The organism is Microvirga sp., from assembly GCF_014699075.1.
Classification (GTDB): Bacteria; Pseudomonadota; Alphaproteobacteria; order Rhizobiales; family Beijerinckiaceae; genus Microvirga.
The window spans coordinates 1-19393 of the sequence record NZ_JACXAB010000030.1; the positions used below are offsets into that span (position 1 = coordinate 1).

Here is a 19393-nt window from a genome sequence, read left to right on the forward strand (position 1 = left end):
ACATCGTGGAGCAGGATCACCGGCGCATCAAGCGGCTGGCTCGCCTTGGATTGGGCTTCAAGAGCTTCGTGACTGCCGCGCAGACGATTGCCGGTTATGAGGCCATGGCGATGATCCGCAAGGGACAGGTTGCCGGTGCCTTAGCGAATGACATCGTCGCTCAGCGCGATTTCATTGCCACCCTGTTCGACGCAGCCGCGTAACCAGCGTCCTTGTCTGGCCTCCGCTCGACCTATGTCAGGAGTTGCAACAGAACCGTTCTATCTACGCTGGAGAGATACCCGCCCACGATCATCCTTGGCCTGATTGAGCGGCGAGGAGCATCATTCCTCAACTCGGCCCTCGTGATCCGCGAGGGGCGATTGCTGGGGGCTTACGCCAAGACTCATCCGAACGAACCAGGGTTCGACGCGGGAGCGGATTATCCGGTCTTCACCACCCATGATTGGTCGTTCGGCATCAATATCTGCAACGACGCCAACTTTCCCGATGCTGCCTTGAACGTCAGCCGCCAGGGCGCGCAGCTCCTCTGTTATCCCCTGAACAACATGCTGCTCCCGAAGAACGCAACAAAGTGGCGTTCAAAGAGCGTCAGCAATCTACAGGCTCGCGCTGTCAAGACAGGCTGCTGGGTTGTGTCGTCGGACGTTGTTGGTCACCACGGCAACCAGATGAGCTACGGCTGTACATGCATTGTCAGCCCGAGCGGTGATGTCGTCACTCGTGCTCCGGAGGAGGCAGCAGTACTATTCGATCTGAGCCCATTCGTCCCGTGAGGGCCTTCTATCACTCAGGTTCCGTAAATGGGCTACCGGAAATTACAGCTCACATGACATGAGAGGAAGACATGACCAGTGCCGAGCTCCGGTCGATCTATCAGGCATACCTTGACTGCCTCAACGTACAGGACTGGCCCCGCCTAGGTGAATTCGTGCATGACGAGGTAAGCCATAACAACCGCCCGTTCGGCGTAGCAGGGTATCGAGCAATGCTTGAGAACGATTTCCTGCAAATACCCGATCTCCGGTTTGAAGCTGAATTGTTGGTTTGCGAGCCACCCGTCATCGCTGCCCGCCTCAAGTTTGATTGCTCGCCAAAGGGCAGCTTCCTCAATCTGCCGGTCAATGGCCGCACTGTGTCGTTTACTGAGAACGTCTTCTACGAGTTCAAAGCCGGCCGGATCAAAAGAGTCTGGTCGATTATCGACAAGACTGCAATCGAAGCTCAGATTTCATAAGGCGCATTATCGGAACTTGGCCCTGGAGACGGCGAAGGCCCCGAGGGGCACCCGAGGCCTTGCCTATGGGGAAGAGCACCGAGCGCGTATGAGCCCGAGCACGGTGCTCGACCACCACAGGCCTTGATCGTGCGCCTGGCACCAGGCGCAGTCAACGGCAAACGCCCGAGGTTGAACCGCTTGTCAGAATGGGCTTATGCGAAATTCGCGGCTCTCAACTGCTACTTTGATGGTGCGTGAGCCTTGGTCATGTTTTTGGAGGTGTCGAACTCGGGATGGTTGCGGACTAACGTTTCCCGATCCCTGGCCAGGTTGTCCCAGGTGCGGGCCATCTCCAAAAGCTGATCGCGCTGCTCCCCCTCGGGCACCTGCTTGGCGAGGACCCGGCATTCTTCAGCGTGTTTTCTGTATTCGGCTGCGGTTTTCATGATTGAGGTGCCCCATAAAGCGGAGCCTTTTATCGAGCGCGATAGCGGAATGGCAACAGCCTCTGTCCTGTCAAAGTTGAGCATTCAATACAAAGCGTTATCGGAATTATTTGGTCCGAGTGAGAAAGTTGCGGATGGCTGAAGTGGCAGCAAACAAGACCGCGCCACCCAAAGCAAAGGCAGCATATTCACCTAACATATGTGCGGGGATCTGGTTCGTGATGGCATGATGAACATGGTGTAGGGAGGCGGCGATGATGCCAAACAGCGCTCCATACTGTGCGCTATCTGCATAGTCACAGCATCGCCCAGGCTGGCGTTCTTTTTTCATGGCGTCGGTCTGTTCGCTTTCCTAAGGTCTGGCGATGGGCGCTAAACCCCACCCCATGAAGGCTCACCGGGATTACGCCTCTGACTGAGACTTCGGCTTGGAGCCGTCGGTATGAGCCTTGCGCTCCTCTTCCTGCGCGAGCCGCTCAAGGCGCTCGGCTGTCTCAAGGAGTTGCTCACGTGCGTCGTTGATTGAGATCTTCTCAGCAATGGTTCGGATTTCCTGCGCCTGCCGGCGATACTCGGCAGCTTTCTCAAAGCGATCGGCAGACATGATTGACCGTCACATGACGTACGGTTGCCGCAGTCCGGCCCGTTCAACCTGGATCGACACGGTCACGGTGAAGACCGGCTGTCGCTGTTCATCCTTCACCTCGACCCGGATGTCCTCGGAGGTTGCACCCTGCCACAGGATCAACCGGTCCCGGGTCAGTTCGCCTACGGTGCGCAGGGCCTCGATCTCGGCCATGTGAAGGCTGTCAGCCTCGGAACCAATCTCGTCGCGGTTGGTAGAAGCACCCATGGTAAAGTCGAAGTAGAAGCGCGGCATCGGCGATGTGAACCGGTGAGAGAAACGACAGTCCGCCCGCCTGCTGGCGCTCTTGATAGGCCACCTTGCAGGCGAGCGGATTCGGCACCGGGATTGCCCCACGGTCCGTGAAGCCAGGTTATTAGTGGAAAATAATCAGAATGCCTTGCTTCTTTGGGCCAACGTCTTATTGGAGTGGGCCAGCCTGCTGCGCCAGCACCTGTTCCATACTGGACGTTATGCGAGATTGGCCGCGCGGTTTCGCCCGCGCCTTGATACCTGTCCCCTCAGCGTTGACCAGTTGGCAGTCCTCCTGGACCTGAACTTCCCCCGTGCCCGTAGGCAATCATCACGAACAGCAGCCCCGCCAAGGCAAAAACCAGCCCCATAAAGATGACGATCATGACGACCTTCGTCGTGCGACTGTCCTGTTGCAAGCGTCGTCTCCTGGGCTGTGATGAGCCGACAACGCCTGAGGGCTGTCACAAGTGGCAATCTCCTCATCCCCCTCGGCTTTGCCACGCCGGTTACCAGTGTGGCGGACAACCCCTCCGCCACACCCCCGAGGGAAAACCGGCCGATCCGTGCCTCTTCCCCACCGGCGCGGTCTGTGTCGGCTCACGCTAACGGCTGAGTGGCTGAAATTCGCAGGTTGCTTTCGCACGAGAGCGACAGGCGCAAGAACGCCCTGGCTAAGGCACTGTCAGGAAACCCTCAGCCAGGGCGTCAGCGGAGGGTAAGGTCCCCGCATTGAACCGGGCTGATACGCCACGCGCCCGGTGCAGGCATCCTGCATCGGGCGACGTAAATAATCCGTAGCAGCAAGCGCATCCCATACTTGGGGTTATGCGAAATTGCGGGCCCGTATTTTTCACGCGCGCGGGGGCTCTGGCTCCACTCGGTGGAGCTCCACTGACACCGTCACGGTCAGCACCCACTGGCCGTGTTCATTGCGCACCTCGACCGTGACCGCCCGGGCGTCACCTTTGGCCAGCCGGTCCCGCCCGATCTGCGCCGCTTCGGTCACAGCTTCGCGTTCGGCGGCGTCCAGGCTGTCGAGTTCACGGCCTTCGTCATCAGCAAAGAACCGTGGTCCGTCGCGGACGTCGAAGTAGAAGCGCGGCACCGCGCTTTCCTTCCTGAAGCAATACCTGCCAACTCAGGGCGGCTCGGGGCGCGGTATCGGAGCTCGAGAGGCACGAGAGAGGCGAGGTTCAAGTCTGGGCTTGAGAATACGCCTATTCGGCCACGCTTACAATGAAGCCGGGGTCAGGAGCCTTTCCCAGTTCCATACTGCAGCTTATGCGATGTCGCGCCGCGGTTTTCACTCACACGAGGCTGGTAGAACTTTGTCCGGTTCAAGGCGTACAGTGTCGTGTCATACCCCTCCGAACGAGATGAGCAACGCCGCAAGGTTGAGGGCGCCCTTGCCCGCCATGAGCGGCTGAGCCGCATTGCTCTCCTCTTAGCCCTGCTTCTGGGTGTCGGTCTTATGGTCTTGCTGATGGCGCGTATCTGAGACGCTCAGAGAGCGTCGCAGGCGCCTCGAACCCCATTCCATACTCGGTGTTTTCGAAATCGCGCGGCGCTTATTCCGGAGCCTTGGACGGGTATTCCATCGCCAATGAGAGCGCGGCCCGCAGCACCACCTGCCCAGCCTCATCCCTTACGCTGATGATGAAGACGCGCTCGTCCCCATCAGGGAGCCCGTCCCTGGCCATGTGCGGCAGGGTGGCTTGGGGGCCTCGCGCTTGACCGCCTCAAGGTCCTCCAGCTCCAGTCCCTCGTCATCGAGGATGAGGCGGTCACTGTCGTACGTGTCGAAGAAAAAGCGGGGCACTGGCACTCCGACACAGGAACAATAGACATCAACTACCCACCGGCGACCTCATCGAGGTTCCATACTGCGGGTGTGCGAAATTCGCGACCGCGGCTGGACATCAAGGACCAAGGTATAGCCGATCGTTAGACTAAGGGCAGATCTCCACCGTTTTGCCGGCTAGTACCGTGAGGATAACCGTCGAGTGTAGCCCCCAGCGTATCTGCGGTCAGACCGCTGGAGATAGCCCCGCCGTCTCCAGCGGTCGTAGCATCTCCGTTGCCAATGATGAGTTCCATACTGGGATTTGTGCGAAATTCGCGGCCCTCAGTCGCTACTTTAATGGTGCGCGCGCCTTGGTCAGATTTATTGAGGTGTCGCGTTCGGGATGGTTCTGGACCAACTTTTCCCGATCCCTGGCCAGATTGTCCCAGGTGCGGGCCATCTCCAGAAGCTGATCGCGCTGCTCCCCCTCGGCTAACTGCTTGGCGAGGACCCGGCACTCCTCGGCGTGTTTCCTGTACTCTGCTGCGGTTTTCATGATTGAGCCCCCATAAGGCGGAGCCTTTTATGGAGCATGATGACGGCACAGCAATAGCGTTCATCCTTGGACGAAGGTCTAATGCGGGAGGCGTGCCGCGGCCTAGGGGATCAGGTGTATCGGGCCGAAGCTCCACGTTGTCGAGGCGGTCGAGGCTACGCCGCTCAAGAGGAGAGAGCCTAAGATGATGATCCCGACAGGCATCCGCCGGTAGGCTCGGGAGAGGCGGACAGCTTCTTTGTGGTCTGGACTGGCAGACATGGGGCGCTCCCCTTCTCGGGTTAGCAGTTAGCCCGAAAGTGCTAACTAGATGGCTCGCACAATAAGACAAAACTGTGAACGTTGAGCTACTGACATAGCTTACAGATTCTAGTAGCCCCGCCGGCTTTTCGCTCAGGCGACAGCCTCAAGCGCCTGACCAGCCTCGGTCTCGCTGGCGAACACCTTGACCAGTTCCTGGCCGTTGGTGCCAATACAGTCCTAGTTGCGCACCAGGCGCACGATCCCGAATAGATCCCGCTCGATCAACAGCGAGTAAAAGCGCTGAATCCCCTGCCTCGGGTCGATCCGGTGCAGCACCAGATGGTGCTTGATCGGGGATCGCAGCTCGTCATGCATTAGGAACCCGAGGCAATGGCATCCAGCCCCGAATACTCTGATCGAAGTAGTTTGACGAGCCGCTGGCCGAGAAGACGCGCCAGGAGCCCACTTCGAAGACGGTGTTCGTTTCCCAGAAGCCAACCGTCACTGGGAAATCTGGTGGGTCCTCATCATCCTGGATCCACAGGAGGATGGGAGATCGATCGCGTGGCGCGGCGCTCACGTCGAGCCAACGGCTTCTTGGCATTCGTCCGTCTCCAATCCAATCAGGATCTAGCTCTGCCCTACCCTCATCCGCTCCGGCTCTGCCGAACGCGAGGCAGCGGCCGCCAGCCGACGACGTTCTGGTCGAAGTAGAGGTGTGTTCCGGAGCGCATCCCGAAAACACGCCAGACATTCGGTCTACATCGCAAATGTGCCATGACCGGACCTTCCTTGTTTCGGTTCGATTACGCGGAAGGCCATTGATGGAACGCGCGCCAGTAACGGTTCTACGGGCGTCGATCTGGTCCCGTTTCGAAACGCTCTTGGCTCTTGATGTCGGTGGTCCAAGGCAGGGCCGAACGGCACCAGATTTGTGCTCGCGGCACGAGGCCCCAACGCTGCCGGATCGTTCCAATCCGGAGGTTGTAGACCTTGGGTCCGTCACCCTCCGACGTCGAGTAGATGGGCGACCCACACTCGGGGCAGAACCCGTGCAGTCGTTTCGCTCCACTCGTTCCAATCTTCACGTAGTTCTTCACCTCACCCGAGAGCAGCGTGAAGGCACCTGTCCGTGTGGGAACAACGGCGCGGAAGGCTGATCCCGAGAGCGTCTGACAATCGGTGCAATGGCAGAGCCACGCCTTCTCAGGCTCGATCCCAGCCTCAAAGGTGATGAAGCCGCAGTGGCAGCGCCCGTCGACCTTCATGGCGCAACCCCTCCTCGTTCCAAGTTGATCCTACATCCAAATCGAACCTGCGTCGTGCGTGCGAAGGGGGATAATGTCATTCGGGTAAGACCCCTTAAGGGAATCGGACAAGGTTGCATCTGCACGCCTTGCGAAGACGCCTTCGGTGCCGGGGACGTGATGCAGTCAAGAACCAGTCTCAATGGCACCTCTAGTCGCGACCCGCCGCCGCTTTTGCACACTGTGTGGATTTCATCTATCCTGCGGGTGTTCTCCCGCCTGCCCGCCGTCCGGCGCGACCCGCCGCGCGGCTATGATGGAGGCGCACCGATGCCCCAGGACGATCTCCAGGACCAACCGCTGGGCGCCGTGCCGAGCGCGACGACAATGGAAGCCGTGAACGTGGCAGGTCCGGGTGGGGTTGCTCCACCGCTCGGCGACATGAGCACCGAAGGGTTCCGGCACTACGGCCGTTCCGTCGTCGACTATATCGCCAATTACTTCGAGGGCGTCGAACGGTTCCCCGTCCTTGCCCAAGTCGAGCCGGGCGCGCTCATCGCGAGACTCCCGACTGAACCGCCGGAAGCCGGCGAGTCGATGGAGGCGATCATCGCCGACGTCGACCGCCTCATCGTGCCGGCGCTCACGCACTGGAGTCACCCGGGGTTCTTTGCCTACTTCGCCACCTCCACCTCGGCACCCGGCATCTTCGGTGAGATGCTCTCGGCCGCGTTCGATACGAAGGCGCTGCTCTGGCGCGCCGCGCCGGCAGCGCAGGAGCTCGAGGAAGTCACCCTCTCGTGGCTGCGCCAGATGATCGGCCTGCCCGCGGCCTTTTCGGGGATCATCTACGACACGGCCTCGGTCTCGACCCTCCACGCCATCGCCGCCGCGCGCGAGGGCCTCGATCTGCGTGTGCGTGAGGACGGCATGAGCGGGCGCGCCGACCTGCCGCTGCTGCGCGTCTACGCCTCCGAGCAGGCCCACTCGTCGGTCGAGAAGTGCGTCATTACGCTCGGCCTCGGCCAGCGGTCCTTGCGCAAGATCCCCACCGACGCCGAGTTCCGCATGGATCCGGCCGCGCTCGCGCACGCCGTCGAGGAGGACCAGGCTGCCGGCCACCTCCCCTTCTGCGTTGTCGCCACTGTCGGGACGACCTCGACATCGAGCATCGATCCCGTGCCGGCCATCGCCGAGCTGTGCGGGCGCGAACGGCTCTTGCTGCACGTCGATGCCGCCTATGCAGGCTCGGCCGCGGTCGTCCCAGAGCTGCGCCACATCCTCGACGGTAGTGAGCGGGCCGACTCGCTCGTGCTCAACCCGCACAAATGGCTCATGACGCCCTTCGACCTGTCCGTCCTGTACACGCGGCGGATGGATTTGCTGCACCGCGCCTTCTCGCTCGTGCCCGAGTACCTGCGCACGCTCGACCAGGAGCAGGAGGCCGTCCGCAACCACTCCGAGTACGGCATCCAGCTCGGGCGCCGCTTCCGTGCTCTCAAGTTCTGGATGGTCCTGCGCTATTTCGGCCGCGACGGTCTCGCCGCGCGCATCCGCGAGCACTGCCGGCTTGCCCGACTGTTCGCCTCGTGGGTCGAATCCACGCCGGGCTGGGAACTGCTCGCGCCCGTCCCCTTGAGCCTCGTCTGCTTCCGCGCCTGCCCGCTCCGCGACGCCGAGGCGGTCGACGAGCGCGCCGCCCGCCTCGACCGCTTGAACGAGCAGATCATGCATGCCGTCAATGCGTCCGGCGAGGCGTTCCTCTCGCATACGAAGCTCCACGATCGCTTCACCCTGCGTCTCGCCGTTGGCAACATCCGCACCACTGAGGCTCACGTTGCACGGGTGTGGCAGCTCCTGCAGGACGCGTGCGATCGGCTCGACTCCGCCGACGGGGTTTGAGGGGGCCTCATGTCTGCGGCCATGCCTGCGGGATGAGGAGGGCCTGATGCCCCGCTACTTTTTCCATCTCAGACTGGGCTCCCAAATCATTGCCCATGATGGTGTCGGCCATGAATGTCTCGATGATGCTGCTGCGCGGGATCTCGCGCGGCTCGGCATCGGGCTCTTTGTCCTGGGCCCATTCTTGTACAGTCTATTCGAGCAGTACTGTTTCGAGGTCGTCACCGAGGGTGGAGTGATAGTCTCTCCATCCGGGGAGGGATGACATCATGACCCCGCCGGGTTCGCAGACATGCTCCACGGGGCCGCCGATGTTGACCCCGATCCGGAACCCGGTCCTCCGTCCGGTGGACCCTCCACCTACAACTCGGCAACGCCGCTCTGCACGGCCATCGCACAGGCGACGGCGTCGACCAGGATGGCGGCAATGCGTCGTTAGGAGCGGATCGTAGCCATCAGCGATGCCTGCTTACGAAGAGATGGTCGCCACAATTGTATGGCGGCTCCCCTTATCAATCCATTCAGTGGAATATCTGGGTTGGGTCGTGAAGTGGGATTCCCTGTGTTTTCGGAACGTCCGGTTCGATGAGGATTGCTGCCCTCCGGCTAGAGAGGCCTAGGTGTACCAAGATGCGACATTGCGGTTCTCCGGCTGGAATTTCCGATGAGCTCCTTTAGGGAATGCGCTTCACGCCCTCAAGGCGTCCAGATTTGACGATACAAGACGGATCACCCTGAGGGTGGCCCCATGTTGAAGCCATTCACCACAGAACGCTTGGCCATCCGTCAATTGCAGATCCAGGACGCCCCCGGGTTGTCCAGGATCAGCGACACCCCAGCCGTGAGCCAATGGATGGCTTTTATGGAGGATGGCTTCCCCCTCGAGAAGGCGGAGGCTCTTATTGCGAGCCAGAACGACACCAAGGAATACTTCTTCGCTGTGCGGCTCTCCGATGGAACGCTGATCGGGGCCATGGGGGTCATCGATCACCCGGATAAAACCATCGAGGTCGGCTACTGGTTCGGCGTCGATCATCAAGGCCGAGGCTACGCGTCGGAGGCACTCCGAGCGACCCTGGATCCCGTTGTGGCAACCAAGTTGAAATGTCACTTGAGGCGCAAAGTCAAATGACCCGCCCCCATGGAGAGGTCCGGTGGGAATGTTAATGGAGTGATGGCCTTTCCACCAGCCCGGACTGCGACGCTGGTGGCTGGGGTTGCTGAGCCGCCCGTGCGGACATGGCGGGCACGAAGACCTCCGGCGCCGGCGGTTTGTAGCCGAGGGATCCATGAGGCCTCAGAGTGTTGTAGTGCCGCCTCCAGCTTTCGATTACGACCTTCGCCTCCTTGAGCGAATAGAACATCTCCCCATCGAGCAGCTCGTCTCGGAGCCGGGCATTGAAGCTCTCGATGAACCCGTTCTCCCACGGACTGCCAGGAGCGATGTAAGCCGTCTTCGCTCCGACAGCGGCGATCCACTCCTGGACCGCCTTCGCGATGAACTCTGCGCCATTGTCTGACCGAACATGTCCGGGTACGCCGCGCAGAATAAAGAGGTCCGAGAGCACATCGATCACATCGACCGCTTTCAGCTTTCGGTTGACTCGGATGGCCAGGCACTCATGTGTGAACTCGTCGATCACGTTGAGCATCCGGTACTTCCTTCCGTCATGGGTGCGATCCTCGACAAAGTCGTAGCTCCAGACGTGGTTGGGCTGTTCGGCTCGCAGCCGGATACAGGATCCGTCAGATAGCCACAGACGCCCTCGCTTGGGTTGTTTGGCAGGCACTTTCAGCCCCTCCCGTCGCCAGATCCGCTCGACCCGCTTGTCATTGACGACCCAGCCGGCAGTTGAGCGCAGGAGTTCTGCGATCTTCCTGTAGCCGTAGCGGCCGTACTGGCGGGCGAGATCGATGATATCGGCGGTGAGCCGCTCCTCATCGTCCCGCCCGTGCGGAACACGCCGTTGCGTCGAGCGATGCTGTCCAAGCACACGGCAGACCCGGCGCTCGGACAGCTTCAGGGTGGATCGGACGTACTCGATGCAGGCGCGGCGACGGGCGGGGCTCAGAAGTTTCCCGAGGCGGCCTCTTTCAGGATCTGCTTGTCGAGCGTCAGATCGGCCACCGCGCGGCGGAGCCGGGCATTCTCCGCCTCCAGATCCTTCAGACGCTTGACTTGGTCCGTTTTGAGGCCGCCGAACTCCTGCCGCCAGCGATAGTAGGTCACCTCCGTCACGCCAATCGCGCGAACCGCATCGGCAACAGACTGGCCTTGTGAGACCATCACATCAACCTGGCGTAACTTGGCGACAATCTCTTCCGGCTTGTGACGCTTCTTCGGCATTGGGGTCCTCCTGTGAGCCTCAAGACATACTTCAAGGTGGACCATTTCAATGGGGGTGGATCAGAGTAGGATTCTGGCAGCGCACAGAGAAACCCGATGGCAAACAACCCCACCACCAGATCGGACCAGCCAAGTGCACTGCCAACCTTTTGCGCTGCGTAAACGCTGGCGAGGGCTCCCAAAGCGACTGCGGGAAGCCCAAACAGAACAGCCTTTCTGGCCGCAAGCGGAGCAGAGGGGCGCTCCTGTTGCCGCCACGGCTTGCGCCAGACGGCACGGCCAAAGAAGGCCACCCATGCGAGGAACAGGATAACGCCGTCGATTGGTTGGAGACCAGCCCACGCCGGAGGCAACGTCAGCAAAGCAAGGAGCAGAACAATACCAAGATACGGGAGAACCTGGACCGGCACTGCTTGTGGCTTGACGGTTGGTGTTCCGTCCTCGCTGATGGTGGATGGTCTGTTTGCACTGCGGTCAGCGTAGCGGCCTCCAAGGTATGCGAGGCCGAACGCGAGGGGCAAAGCAGGGACATTGGACCCAAGGGCTGCGCCAAGACCTACATCGGGCCAGCCGAATGCCACGCTCGCGACATTGACGGCTGTTTCGGGAGATGCGGTTGCAAGGCCCATCAGCGCGCCGCCCGCGGTCGCGGGCAAAGCGAAACGGTCGCGAATACGCTCCAGAAGATCAGCAGCGGACGACGCTCCCCATTGCATGACCGCGATTCCGACTGGGATGACGGCGAGCCATAGGACGAGTGCAAGCATGATGAAAAGTGCATTCCAGTGGAGTGAGGATGATTAGCTGCGCCGAGGAACGGGGCCGGTCGAAAGGCTTATAGCGGGCGTGCCAGCAGGACAACCATGAGAACCAAGGCCAACATGACTGCAATGTTCACGAGCGCCCGTGTGCTAACGCCCTCCATGTCTGACACCACGCCTAAAGCTTTGACGCTCCAAAAGGTTCACTGGAAGGGAGGAAAATAGCAGAGAGGGGTCTTTTTGGAACGCTCTTGGCTCGTCGCGATGTGCGGGATCAACTCTGGTGCACCGCTCATCCCTGATGATTTTTCCGCATAGGCTTGGGACGGTGTATCTTTGCCAGACTTTCAGGTCCGAAAGGTCTGGTGGGGTCAGCCTTTAACAATCCCCTCCCCACACAAATGTCTGCTTTCGCCCGGTCCGCTGCCTTCATCTCTTGAGCCGCATCAGTTCAGCGACATTTGCGCTCTTGCAACAAAACTTATTTCTTGACATGAGCATCCCTCACGGCGGCAGTGCGGATGGCCATTAAGGCCTTCCGGTTCGTGACCTACCGAACTGCGCGGGCGGCATCAAAATGGAACCCAGAAGCCTAGCGTCTAGCAGAATGACGCTACAGTAATATCCAGCACTAGCTTGGTCCTTTCGGCACAACGCACTAAGCTCGGATAAAGTAAACAGGTCCACCTACCAGGAGTGAATGCTGATGAAAGCTCTGAGATGTGATGAGCCTGGGAAGCTGAGCGTTATCCAGCGGGGTCTCCCGAAGCCCGGACCAGGCGAGATCCTGGTGCGCATCCGCCGGGTTGGGATTTGCGGAACCGACTATCACATCTTTCATGGAAATCAGCCTTATCTCGAGTACCCGCGGGTGATTGGCCACGAGCTTGCAGGCGAAGTGGCTGAGGCGCCGGCTAAGAGTTCATTGCAGATCGGCGACATTGTCTGCATCGAACCCTATCTCTACTGCGGTACGTGCCGCGCCTGCCAGCAGGGCAAGACGAACTGCTGTCAGAATTTGCAGGTGCTGGGAGTCCACCGCGACGGCGGGGCCTGCGAATATCTTGCAGTGCCCGAGCGCAATGTCGTGCCAGCAGCCGGTTTAGAACTGGACGAGGCGGCAATGGTCGAGTTCCTGGCGATCGGTGCTCACGGCGTGGAACGCTCCGGCGCAAAACCCACGAGCCGTGTTGCAGTGGTTGGAGCTGGGCCAATCGGAATAGCAGCAGCAATCTTTGCAAAGGCCCGGGGCGCCGAGGTGTCGGTTCTCGACATGAACGTCCGGCGACTTGCCTTTTGCAAGGACGAGATCGGCGTCGATCATGCATTCGAGGTGTCAACTGATATTGATAGTCGCCTCAAGAAAGCCACTGAGGGTGATTTCTTCGACGTCGTTCTTGACGCAACCGGAAGCTCCAAAGCGATGACGAAGGGCTTCTCCTATGTTGGTCATGGCGGCACCTATGTGCTCCTGTCAATCGTGCGGGCTGACATTACGTTCAACGACCCGGAGTTCCACAAGCGTGAGACGGCGCTGCTGGGCAGCCGCAATGCCACACGGTATGATTTTGAGACGGTTCTTAACGCCATACGAGATGGCAAGGTGCCGGTCGCGGCACTTGCAAGCCACCGTAGCAGCCTTGATGAGGCTCCAAGCCGTGTCCCGGCGTGGTCGAGTCCCGAGGCCGGTGTGATCAAGGCACTTGTCGAGTTGTAGCGCGATCCGGCCTCAGCCCTGCCCAGTCTCAGTCTCAGTTGATGCCGCGTCGGGAGAGGGCATTTGCCATGAGGCTCTTGGACACACTTCGCCAAGGATTATCCAGGATTGATCAGCCAACGGATCGAAATTGGGAGGTTCTCCTTCAGGGAACCCGCGAAGACTAGGTTCGATCCACTCGTCGGCTCATCCGCTGGACTGCTCGGGTCCGGGTTTGATCCGCGGAAGAGCGCGTTCTACATCCTGATCCGCCGTCTTCTGCAGCCTTGCATCAGGTGATCGCGCAGCGTCGTGCTCGCGCAGCACTTCGGCGACAGCTTCAGGATCAATCTCTTGAGCTTGGATGAGCAAGCGATCCGCCTCCTCGTTGTGGCCGATCGCTTGTTCATGTAGGCCCTGTTCCGCTAGTCTTCGAGCCTGCGCCGCTGAGCTTAGGTCCTCACTGGCCTGAACTTGCTTGTGATCTGCCACATTGTCCTCCACCCACTAGGCATAGTGGTCGATGATCACACGGTCACGCCAAGCGGCCACGGTGCGAACTCGGCGGAGCCAAAATCGTACAGCTCGCTTTTCGTGCGCTCGCCAGACGCAACCCGTAGGATCAGGTCAAAGATACGCTGCCCAGCCTCCTGCACGTTCTCCTCACCATCGACGATTGTGCCGCAGTTCACATCCATGTCCTCTTCCATGCGCCGGTACAGAGGTGTGTTGGTGGCGATCTTGATCGATGGCGACGGCTTGCACCCGAAGACACTACCGCGTCCCGTAGTGAAGCAGACGACGTTGGCTCCACCGGCCACTTGACCCGTGGCGGAGACGGGGTCAAAACCCGGGGTATCCATGAACACAAAGCCGCGCGCTGTCACAGGTTCGGCATACTTGATCACGTCAACGAGGTTCGTGCTGCCGGCCTTGGCCATGGCGCCGAGCGACTTTTCCAGGATTGTGGTTAGCCCACCAGCTTTGTTGCCAGGTGACGGGTTGGCGTTGATCTCCGCTCCGTGTTTGTGCGTGTACTCTTCCCACCAGCGCATCAGCTCAACCAGTTTCCCCCCGACCTCGCGGCTGACCGCCCGCCGGGTGAAGATGTGCTCGGCACCATATGTCTCGGTTGTCTCAGACAGGATCACCGTGCCACCATGGCGTACGACAAGGTCGCTGGCGATCCCAAGAGCTGGGTTGGCCGAGACACCCGAATAGCCGTCCGAACCGCCACATTGCAATGCCACCTTCAGCTCGCTCGCAGGCACCGTCTGGCGTTGCACCTTGTTCGACTCGGCCAAGACCTCTCTCACAAAGGCTATGCCGGCCTCAACGGTCTTGCGTGTGCCGCCCATGCCCTGGATATCCATATTGCGGATCCGGTCGGTGAGCTTATGCTCCTTCAGCAACCCGCTGATCTGGTTCACCTCGCAGCCGAGGCCGAGCACCACGATGTGGGAAAAGTTCGGATGGCGGGCATAGCCAGCGAGAGTGCGGCGCAGGAGCTGAAGGGGCTCACCTTCCGGCATGCCGCAGCCTGTTTTGTGAGTTAGCGCAACCACGCCATCAACATTCGGGAATTCTGCGAGAGGATCAAAGCCGGTGAAAGGGTGGCGCTTGAAGGCATCCGCCACCAAGTTGGCTGCATGGGCGCTGCAGTTGACCGAGGTTAGAATGCCGATGTAGTTGCGGGTCGCCACACGCCCATCCGGGCGGAGGATGCCCTCGAAGGTGGCCGGGGTATCGACATACTCCGTCGGCTTTACATCTTGGCCATAGGCATAGTCTTTGGTGAACTCACCCATGCCAAGGTTATGAACATGCACGTGCTGTCCCGGAGTGACTGGGGCTGTGGCGAAGCCAATGATCTGATTGTAGCGCCGCACCGCCTCACCTGCTGCGATCGGGCGCACGGCGACTTTGTGTCCAGCCGGGATCCTGTCAGAGGCTACGATGCCATCTGCAACTTGCGCACCCGGCAACAGTGTCGCGCGCGCTATGACCACGTGGTCGTGGGGGTGAAGGCAAATCACCGGAAGAGACATGGCAGCATGCATAGTCATAGAAGTACTTTCTCACCGCTCGCGAAGAGCATCTCGGGTGCACAATGACGGCGACCAGCAATTTCTTACATGAAGTAGTCAGACTTAAGAAGCTGTCAGGACGACTTTAACACTCCGCGAACGGTCTAGAGCAACGCGGAAACCTTCTGTAGCTTCGGAAAGCGGGCACTCAGAGGTGACGATGGATAGGACATCAATCTCCCGGTCGTCGATGAGACGGACAGCTTGCTCAAATTCATTGCCAAAGCGGAACGAGCCCTTGAGGTCTATCTCCTTAGCCATCACAGCGTTGGCAGGGATCGGGATCTGGCCGCCAGGTAAATTGCCGACTTGGACGACTGTCGCACCGCGACGCACGTTGGATATCGCAGAAGATAAACCGGAGGCCGTTCCAGAGACCTCAAAGGCCAAGTCAAAAGATTGAGCTTCAGCAAGCTCTTTCAAAGCATCCTCGCCCCCAGAGATATCAACGCTATGATCAGCACCCAGACGCTGCGCAAAGGCGAGCGGAGCGGCCGCGACATCGACGATCGCGACCTCCGATACTCCAGCTAATCGAGCCACAAGAAAGGTCAGAAGACCAATAGGTCCGGCGCCAAACACAATTGCTTTCCGCCCTTCCACTTGGCCAGCCCGACTTACCGCGTGAAGACAAACAGCAAGGGGCTCTGCCAGCGCAGCAGCAGCCATTGGCGTGCGGTTTGAAACTCTGACGCACTGGGCTGGGGTAGCGTCAAAATATGTAACAAAGCCACCCTGCATGTGCGGTGTCTTTGATGCCGATCCCATGAAATAGATGTTTTCGCATAGGTTCGGACGGCCTTCCTGACATCTTGCGCAGTGACCGCACCACCGTGATGGGTTGACTGCGACGCGATCGCCGATCTTGAGATCTCCGCTGTCTGCGGCGATATCCACGATCTCGCCAGCGATCTCGTGGCCAAGGATCAAAGGGGATTTCACAACAAAATCCCCGGTCCGACCATGTCGGTAGTAGTGCATGTCCGACCCGCAGATCCCGCCTGCGCCGAAGCGCACCCGAACCATGCCAGGGGCTAAAGGACCGATCGGCGCTTCTACCAGGCGAAGATCTTCCGCTCCAAAGAGCGTTGCAGCAAGAGCAGTTTCGGTCACTTTGCCACTCCCATCGTTCGCGGCAGCCAGAGAGTTAACTCAGGAATGTAGGTGATCGCGACAAGCGCAAGCATTAGTGGAATTAGCCAAGGCAGAATGGCCACGGTCGTACGCTCAACCGAGAGCTTCGCCACGCGAGCTAGTACGAACAGAACCATCCCGAGAGGCGGATGGAGTAGCCCGATCATAAGGTTAAGGGTGATGATCAAGCCGAAGTGAATGGGATCAATGCCGAGCTTGAGTACGATCGGAAGAAGGATCGGTACAAGGATGGTAATGGCCGCGATCGTGTCGATGAAACAGCCAACAAACAGCATCAACAGATTGGCTAGCAGCAGGAAGACCCATTTGTTTTGGGTAATACTGAGGATCGCGTCTGATAGGATCTGGGCAGCCTGACTTACTGTGAGGAGCCACGCAAAGATTGATGCGGCTGTCACGATGAACAGCACCGAGGCTGTGGTCTCAATGGTGTCAAAGGTTGCTTTGATCAGCGTCTTCAAGGTCATCGAGCGATAGCGCACGAGACCAAGGAAGAGTGACCAGATGACTGCGGCGACGGCAGCCTCAGTTGGTGTGAACAATCCGAGAGTCATGCCGCCGATCAGGATCACAGGCGCCATAAGGGCCATGACGGCCGAGAAATCGAAGTACCAATCGAGTGCAAGCAGGACCGCAAGTGCAATGCCAATTGCAACGTTGGTCGACAGGCCGAACTGGACCATAGCCCAGACAGCAACCGGAAACATCAGGACAACGATGACTTCGACCGTCGCATTCCCGAGTTGGCGCCAGGAGAATGGACTATCACTGCCCCAACCGTTCTTATGTGCAAAATATGCCACCGTTGCCATCATCATGAGTGTCATGACGACGCCGGGGATTAACCCTCCAAGGAAAAGTGCCCCAATCGAAACGTTGGCCATCATGCCATAGATCACGAATGGCAAGGACGGCGGTATGATCGGCCCAAGTGTCGCGGAAGCCGCGGTCACGCCGACGGCAAACTCAGTCGAGTAACCGTGGTCCTTCATAGCCTTAATTTCGATTGTGCCAAGGCCAGCAGCATCAGCGATCGCGGTTCCCGACATCCCAGAAAAAATTACCGAACCAATGATGTTGACTTGACCCAACCCACCCTTCATCCAGCCGACCAATGCGACCGCGAAGCTGTAGATCCGCCCCGTGACACCAGCAGTATTCATCAGGTTGCCCGCGAGAATGAAAAACGGCACGGCAAGCAGCGGAAAGCTCTCCACGCCGGCGATCATGCGCTGCGCCAGAACAACATCGGGCGCGGTTCCCGTGGCAAGGATGTAAATCAGGGACGACACAGCCATCGCTATCGCGACTGGGAGGCCGAGGAGCATTAAAGCGAGAAACGAACCGATCAGGATAAGCATGGGCGAGCTCCGACCAATCTCAGGACAAAGGATTATTGAACTTGTTAGATCGGGGCTGCGTCAAAGGCCTCTGGTTTCTCCAGAATCGAGTAGCCGCGGCGCCAGTTATCAATCGACACCTGAACTGATCGCAGGAACATAAGGATGAACCCAACGAAGACGCTGCCATAAACCCAGTTCTTCGGCAGCATGATTGTGGTCATCGTCTCGCCTTCGACAATCGCCATGAAGTTCCAAACCAGATAGGCGGCATAAGCGAAAAAGAGCGTACGTATGGCATCGATCATAGTTGCCAAAGCCCGTGCTACCCTTGCTGGCAGGTAGCGGAAGAGCAGATCAACGTGGATATGGCGGCCCAATCGAACGCACATCGCGGCTCCAAGAAACACCACTGCTACCAGGCAGTAGGTTGCAATTTCCTCGGTCCACGCGAAGGAGTCATTGAGCACGTACCGCGTGAAGAACTGCAGAAAGACCGCAAATGCCATCAGCCAGAAGATCGCTAATGTCGCCCAGTCCTCAATACCGTACTGCTTGAGATCGACCTCAGGAGCGGGTTCCTCGAAAGCGTGGGCCAGTTCCTCAGCCGTGATCTCAGTATGAACCTCGGGCTTCATCCCGCTCACTCCGGAATTATTGTTGAATAGTGGATACAGTTGACATTTCTCGGCCAGGAAGCTGCCAGGGGAGTTGATATCCCCTGGCAGAGCAAACACGAGCGTTTACAACGCAGGCTCGCTCTTGATGGCTTGGATCTTGTCGTAGTCTGCCTTGCGATATCCAAAGGACTCGAATGTGACGTTCTTCAAGACGTTCTGCTTAAAGTCTTCCTTGTCGACTTCGGAAACCGTCAACCCTTTTTCTTTGAAGAAGCTGACGAGTTCTTTCTCCTTGGCCTGAATTTCAGCTGTGGCGCGAGTTGCTGCTTCCTGGGCAACCTCCGAGAAGATTTTCTTGTCCTCGTCAGAAAGCTTCTTCCACAGATTAGCGGACACTACCGTGTTGAGATGATCGACGATGTGCCCTGTCAGGGCGATGTGTTTCTGCACCTCGTAGAACTTCTTGGCCTCGATTGTAGTCAGAGGGTTCTCCTGAGCCTCGACAGTCCCGTTTTGAAGCGCGAGATACACTTCTGCGAATGCGATCGGAGCAGTGTTGGCACCACACGCTCGGGGCATTGCCAGGTAAGCTGGCACGTCCGGAACACGGATCTTCAATCCTTTCATGTCAGCACACGTCTTGAGGGGCTTGTTCGACGATGTGTGCCGCGCACCATAATAGGTCACTGCAAGGATCTGGTGTCCGGTCTTATCCGTGTAACCCTTGGCAAGCTCCTTGAATACGTCGCTTTTGGTGTAAGCCAAGAGATGATTCGCATCTCGGAAAACGTATGGGTAATACGTGACTCCAATGGGCGCATAGCTTCGGGCGGCAAAGCTGGACCCTGAAATGATCATGTCGACAGAACCAAGGGATAGACCCTGATTGATGTCAGTTTCTTTGCCAAGCTGCGAGGAAGGATAGACGTCAATTGTGTAGCGCCCGTTGGTACGCTTGGCGAGTTCGCCAGCGGCCCACACTGACTGCGTGTGGAATGGCTCGTTAGGCTCGTACACGTGAGCCCACTTCAGCTTTGTTTGGGCCTGAGCAGCCCCTCCTGTAATCGCGAGGCCAAGTACAGCTGCTGCAACCGCCGACCATTTCATTGTC

Annotated in this window: 26 protein-coding genes; 7 read left to right on the plus strand and 19 right to left on the minus strand. The window is 59.0% G+C overall.

Annotated elements, in window-relative coordinates:
• From IC232_RS23685 to IC232_RS23695, 3 genes are all read left to right on the plus strand, one after another.
• Positions 1–203 (plus strand): DDE-type integrase/transposase/recombinase (locus tag IC232_RS23685; protein ID WP_190847422.1); only part of this gene is annotated, 203 nt, incomplete at its 5' end.
• Between the two features lie 9 nt (positions 204–212).
• Positions 213–776, plus strand: a complete 564-nt coding sequence (locus IC232_RS23690) for a carbon-nitrogen hydrolase family protein (protein WP_190847423.1) — start codon at positions 213–215, stop codon at positions 774–776.
• 71 nt (positions 777–847) lie between these two features.
• Complete coding sequence (locus IC232_RS23695) at positions 848–1237, plus strand: ester cyclase (RefSeq protein WP_190847424.1); 390 nt, start codon at positions 848–850, stop codon at positions 1235–1237.
• Between the two features lie 221 nt (positions 1238–1458).
• On the opposite strand, the gene IC232_RS23700 is transcribed toward IC232_RS23695, so the two are convergent.
• The 11 genes from IC232_RS23700 to IC232_RS23745 form a co-directional block, all read right to left on the minus strand.
• Positions 1459–1665: a hypothetical protein gene (locus IC232_RS23700; protein ID WP_190847425.1), complete on the minus strand. Its 207-nt coding sequence runs from the start codon at positions 1663–1665 to the stop codon at positions 1459–1461.
• A gap of 106 nt (positions 1666–1771) precedes the next feature.
• Positions 1772–1996 carry a hypothetical protein gene (locus tag IC232_RS23705; protein WP_190847426.1) on the minus strand — a complete coding sequence of 75 codons (225 nt, stop codon included), beginning with the start codon at positions 1994–1996 and terminating at the stop codon, positions 1772–1774.
• Positions 1997–2068: 72 nt separating this feature from the next.
• Positions 2069–2269, minus strand: coding sequence for a hypothetical protein (locus IC232_RS23710; RefSeq protein WP_190847427.1), 201 nt, complete (start codon positions 2267–2269; stop codon positions 2069–2071).
• 9 nt (positions 2270–2278) lie between these two features.
• Positions 2279–2545 carry a DUF6894 family protein gene (locus IC232_RS23715; protein WP_190847428.1) on the minus strand — a complete coding sequence of 89 codons (267 nt, stop codon included), beginning with the start codon at positions 2543–2545 and terminating at the stop codon, positions 2279–2281.
• Between the two features lie 266 nt (positions 2546–2811).
• Entirely contained in the window at positions 2812–2961 is a 150-nt protein-coding gene (locus IC232_RS23720) for a hypothetical protein (protein ID WP_190847429.1), read from the minus strand.
• A 434-nt stretch (positions 2962–3395) separates the two neighbouring features.
• A complete protein-coding gene (locus IC232_RS23725; protein WP_190847430.1) occupies positions 3396–3650 on the minus strand; it encodes a DUF6894 family protein in 255 nt (84 codons plus the stop codon).
• Between the two features lie 463 nt (positions 3651–4113).
• Positions 4114–4245: a DUF6894 family protein gene (locus IC232_RS33365; protein ID WP_409564959.1), complete on the minus strand. Its 132-nt coding sequence runs from the start codon at positions 4243–4245 to the stop codon at positions 4114–4116.
• Entirely contained in the window at positions 4191–4364 is a 174-nt protein-coding gene (locus tag IC232_RS32545; RefSeq protein ID WP_246812366.1) for a DUF6894 family protein, read from the minus strand. Before IC232_RS32545 ends, IC232_RS33365 begins: the two co-directional genes overlap by 55 nt.
• Before the next feature lie 313 nt (positions 4365–4677).
• Positions 4678–4884, minus strand: coding sequence for a hypothetical protein (locus IC232_RS23735; RefSeq protein WP_190847431.1), 207 nt, complete (start codon positions 4882–4884; stop codon positions 4678–4680).
• Positions 4885–5364: 480 nt separating this feature from the next.
• Positions 5365–5502: a hypothetical protein gene (locus IC232_RS32550; RefSeq protein WP_246812367.1), complete on the minus strand. Its 138-nt coding sequence runs from the start codon at positions 5500–5502 to the stop codon at positions 5365–5367.
• Positions 5503–5975: 473 nt separating this feature from the next.
• Positions 5976–6395, minus strand: coding sequence for a GFA family protein (locus tag IC232_RS23745; protein WP_190847432.1), 420 nt, complete (start codon positions 6393–6395; stop codon positions 5976–5978).
• 222 nt (positions 6396–6617) lie between these two features.
• On the opposite strand from IC232_RS23745, the gene IC232_RS23750 reads away from it, so the two are divergent.
• The 3 genes from IC232_RS23750 to IC232_RS23755 all read left to right on the plus strand — a co-directional run bounded on the left by IC232_RS23750 (position 6618) and on the right by IC232_RS23755 (position 9408).
• Positions 6618–8276: a pyridoxal phosphate-dependent decarboxylase family protein gene (locus IC232_RS23750; RefSeq protein WP_210335477.1), complete on the plus strand. Its 1659-nt coding sequence runs from the start codon at positions 6618–6620 to the stop codon at positions 8274–8276.
• An 88-nt stretch (positions 8277–8364) separates the two neighbouring features.
• On the plus strand, positions 8365–8541 hold the full coding sequence (locus IC232_RS33370; protein WP_409564960.1) for a hypothetical protein: 177 nt from the start codon (positions 8365–8367) through the stop codon (positions 8539–8541).
• A 483-nt stretch (positions 8542–9024) separates the two neighbouring features.
• On the plus strand, positions 9025–9408 hold the full coding sequence (locus tag IC232_RS23755; RefSeq protein ID WP_190847433.1) for a GNAT family N-acetyltransferase: 384 nt from the start codon (positions 9025–9027) through the stop codon (positions 9406–9408).
• A 31-nt stretch (positions 9409–9439) separates the two neighbouring features.
• On the opposite strand, the gene IC232_RS23760 is transcribed toward IC232_RS23755, so the two are convergent.
• Positions 9440–10623, minus strand: a protein-coding gene (locus IC232_RS23760; protein WP_190847434.1) for an IS3 family transposase whose coding sequence is annotated in 2 segments (ribosomal slippage) — positions 9440–10359 and positions 10359–10623 — 1185 coding nt in all. Because the reading frame shifts where the segments join, the coding sequence is not laid out codon by codon here.
• Positions 10563–11390, minus strand: coding sequence for a sodium:calcium antiporter (locus IC232_RS23765; protein ID WP_190847435.1), 828 nt, complete (start codon positions 11388–11390; stop codon positions 10563–10565). Before IC232_RS23765 ends, IC232_RS23760 begins: the two co-directional genes overlap by 61 nt.
• 700 nt (positions 11391–12090) lie before the next feature.
• Here IC232_RS23765 and IC232_RS23770 point away from each other — a divergent pair.
• Positions 12091–13101 carry a zinc-binding alcohol dehydrogenase family protein gene (locus tag IC232_RS23770; protein WP_190847436.1) on the plus strand — a complete coding sequence of 337 codons (1011 nt, stop codon included), beginning with the start codon at positions 12091–12093 and terminating at the stop codon, positions 13099–13101.
• A 186-nt stretch (positions 13102–13287) separates the two neighbouring features.
• On the opposite strand, the gene IC232_RS23775 is transcribed toward IC232_RS23770, so the two are convergent.
• The 6 genes from IC232_RS23775 to IC232_RS23800 form a co-directional block, all read right to left on the minus strand.
• A complete protein-coding gene (locus IC232_RS23775; RefSeq protein ID WP_190847437.1) occupies positions 13288–13572 on the minus strand; it encodes a hypothetical protein in 285 nt (94 codons plus the stop codon).
• A gap of 35 nt (positions 13573–13607) precedes the next feature.
• On the minus strand, positions 13608–15128 hold the full coding sequence (locus IC232_RS23780; RefSeq protein WP_190847468.1) for a UxaA family hydrolase: 1521 nt from the start codon (positions 15126–15128) through the stop codon (positions 13608–13610).
• Positions 15129–15230: 102 nt separating this feature from the next.
• On the minus strand, positions 15231–16280 hold the full coding sequence (locus IC232_RS23785; RefSeq protein ID WP_190847438.1) for an L-idonate 5-dehydrogenase: 1050 nt from the start codon (positions 16278–16280) through the stop codon (positions 15231–15233).
• On the minus strand, positions 16277–17683 hold the full coding sequence (locus IC232_RS23790) for a TRAP transporter large permease (protein WP_190847439.1): 1407 nt from the start codon (positions 17681–17683) through the stop codon (positions 16277–16279). Before IC232_RS23790 ends, IC232_RS23785 begins: the two co-directional genes overlap by 4 nt.
• A 44-nt stretch (positions 17684–17727) precedes the next feature.
• Positions 17728–18300 (minus strand): TRAP transporter small permease, encoded by a 573-nt coding sequence (locus IC232_RS23795; RefSeq protein ID WP_190847440.1) that lies wholly within the window; start codon positions 18298–18300, stop codon positions 17728–17730.
• A gap of 105 nt (positions 18301–18405) precedes the next feature.
• Positions 18406–19389 carry a sialic acid TRAP transporter substrate-binding protein SiaP gene (locus IC232_RS23800; protein ID WP_409564961.1) on the minus strand — a complete coding sequence of 328 codons (984 nt, stop codon included), beginning with the start codon at positions 19387–19389 and terminating at the stop codon, positions 18406–18408.
• Positions 19390–19393 lie beyond the last annotated feature (4 nt).

What these genes read in the sequence shown, in the direction of transcription:
- IC232_RS33365 (WP_409564959.1), bottom strand. Translation starts at nt 4,245, where the DNA reads ATGGCCAGGGACGGGCTCCCTGATGGGGACGAGCGCGTCTTCATCATC.
- IC232_RS23800 (WP_409564961.1), bottom strand. Translation starts at nt 19,389, where the DNA reads ATGAAATGGTCGGCGGTTGCAGCAGCTGTACTTGGCCTCGCGATTACA.
- IC232_RS23780 (WP_190847468.1), bottom strand. Translation starts at nt 15,128, where the DNA reads ATGTCTCTTCCGGTGATTTGCCTTCACCCCCACGACCACGTGGTCATA.
- IC232_RS23790 (WP_190847439.1), bottom strand. Translation starts at nt 17,683, where the DNA reads ATGCTTATCCTGATCGGTTCGTTTCTCGCTTTAATGCTCCTCGGCCTC.
- IC232_RS23705 (WP_190847426.1), bottom strand. Translation starts at nt 1,996, where the DNA reads ATGAAAAAAGAACGCCAGCCTGGGCGATGCTGTGACTATGCAGATAGC.
- IC232_RS23715 (WP_190847428.1), bottom strand. Translation starts at nt 2,545, where the DNA reads ATGCCGCGCTTCTACTTCGACTTTACCATGGGTGCTTCTACCAACCGC.
- IC232_RS23770 (WP_190847436.1), top strand. Translation starts at nt 12,091, where the DNA reads ATGAAAGCTCTGAGATGTGATGAGCCTGGGAAGCTGAGCGTTATCCAG.
- IC232_RS23710 (WP_190847427.1), bottom strand. Translation starts at nt 2,269, where the DNA reads ATGTCTGCCGATCGCTTTGAGAAAGCTGCCGAGTATCGCCGGCAGGCG.
- IC232_RS23795 (WP_190847440.1), bottom strand. Translation starts at nt 18,300, where the DNA reads ATGAAGCCCGAGGTTCATACTGAGATCACGGCTGAGGAACTGGCCCAC.
- IC232_RS32550 (WP_246812367.1), bottom strand. Translation starts at nt 5,502, where the DNA reads ATGCATGACGAGCTGCGATCCCCGATCAAGCACCATCTGGTGCTGCAC.
- IC232_RS23695 (WP_190847424.1), top strand. Translation starts at nt 848, where the DNA reads ATGACCAGTGCCGAGCTCCGGTCGATCTATCAGGCATACCTTGACTGC.
- IC232_RS23700 (WP_190847425.1), bottom strand. Translation starts at nt 1,665, where the DNA reads ATGAAAACCGCAGCCGAATACAGAAAACACGCTGAAGAATGCCGGGTC.
- IC232_RS23765 (WP_190847435.1), bottom strand. Translation starts at nt 11,390, where the DNA reads ATGCTTGCACTCGTCCTATGGCTCGCCGTCATCCCAGTCGGAATCGCG.
- IC232_RS23745 (WP_190847432.1), bottom strand. Translation starts at nt 6,395, where the DNA reads ATGAAGGTCGACGGGCGCTGCCACTGCGGCTTCATCACCTTTGAGGCT.
- IC232_RS23755 (WP_190847433.1), top strand. Translation starts at nt 9,025, where the DNA reads ATGTTGAAGCCATTCACCACAGAACGCTTGGCCATCCGTCAATTGCAG.
- IC232_RS23735 (WP_190847431.1), bottom strand. Translation starts at nt 4,884, where the DNA reads ATGAAAACCGCAGCAGAGTACAGGAAACACGCCGAGGAGTGCCGGGTC.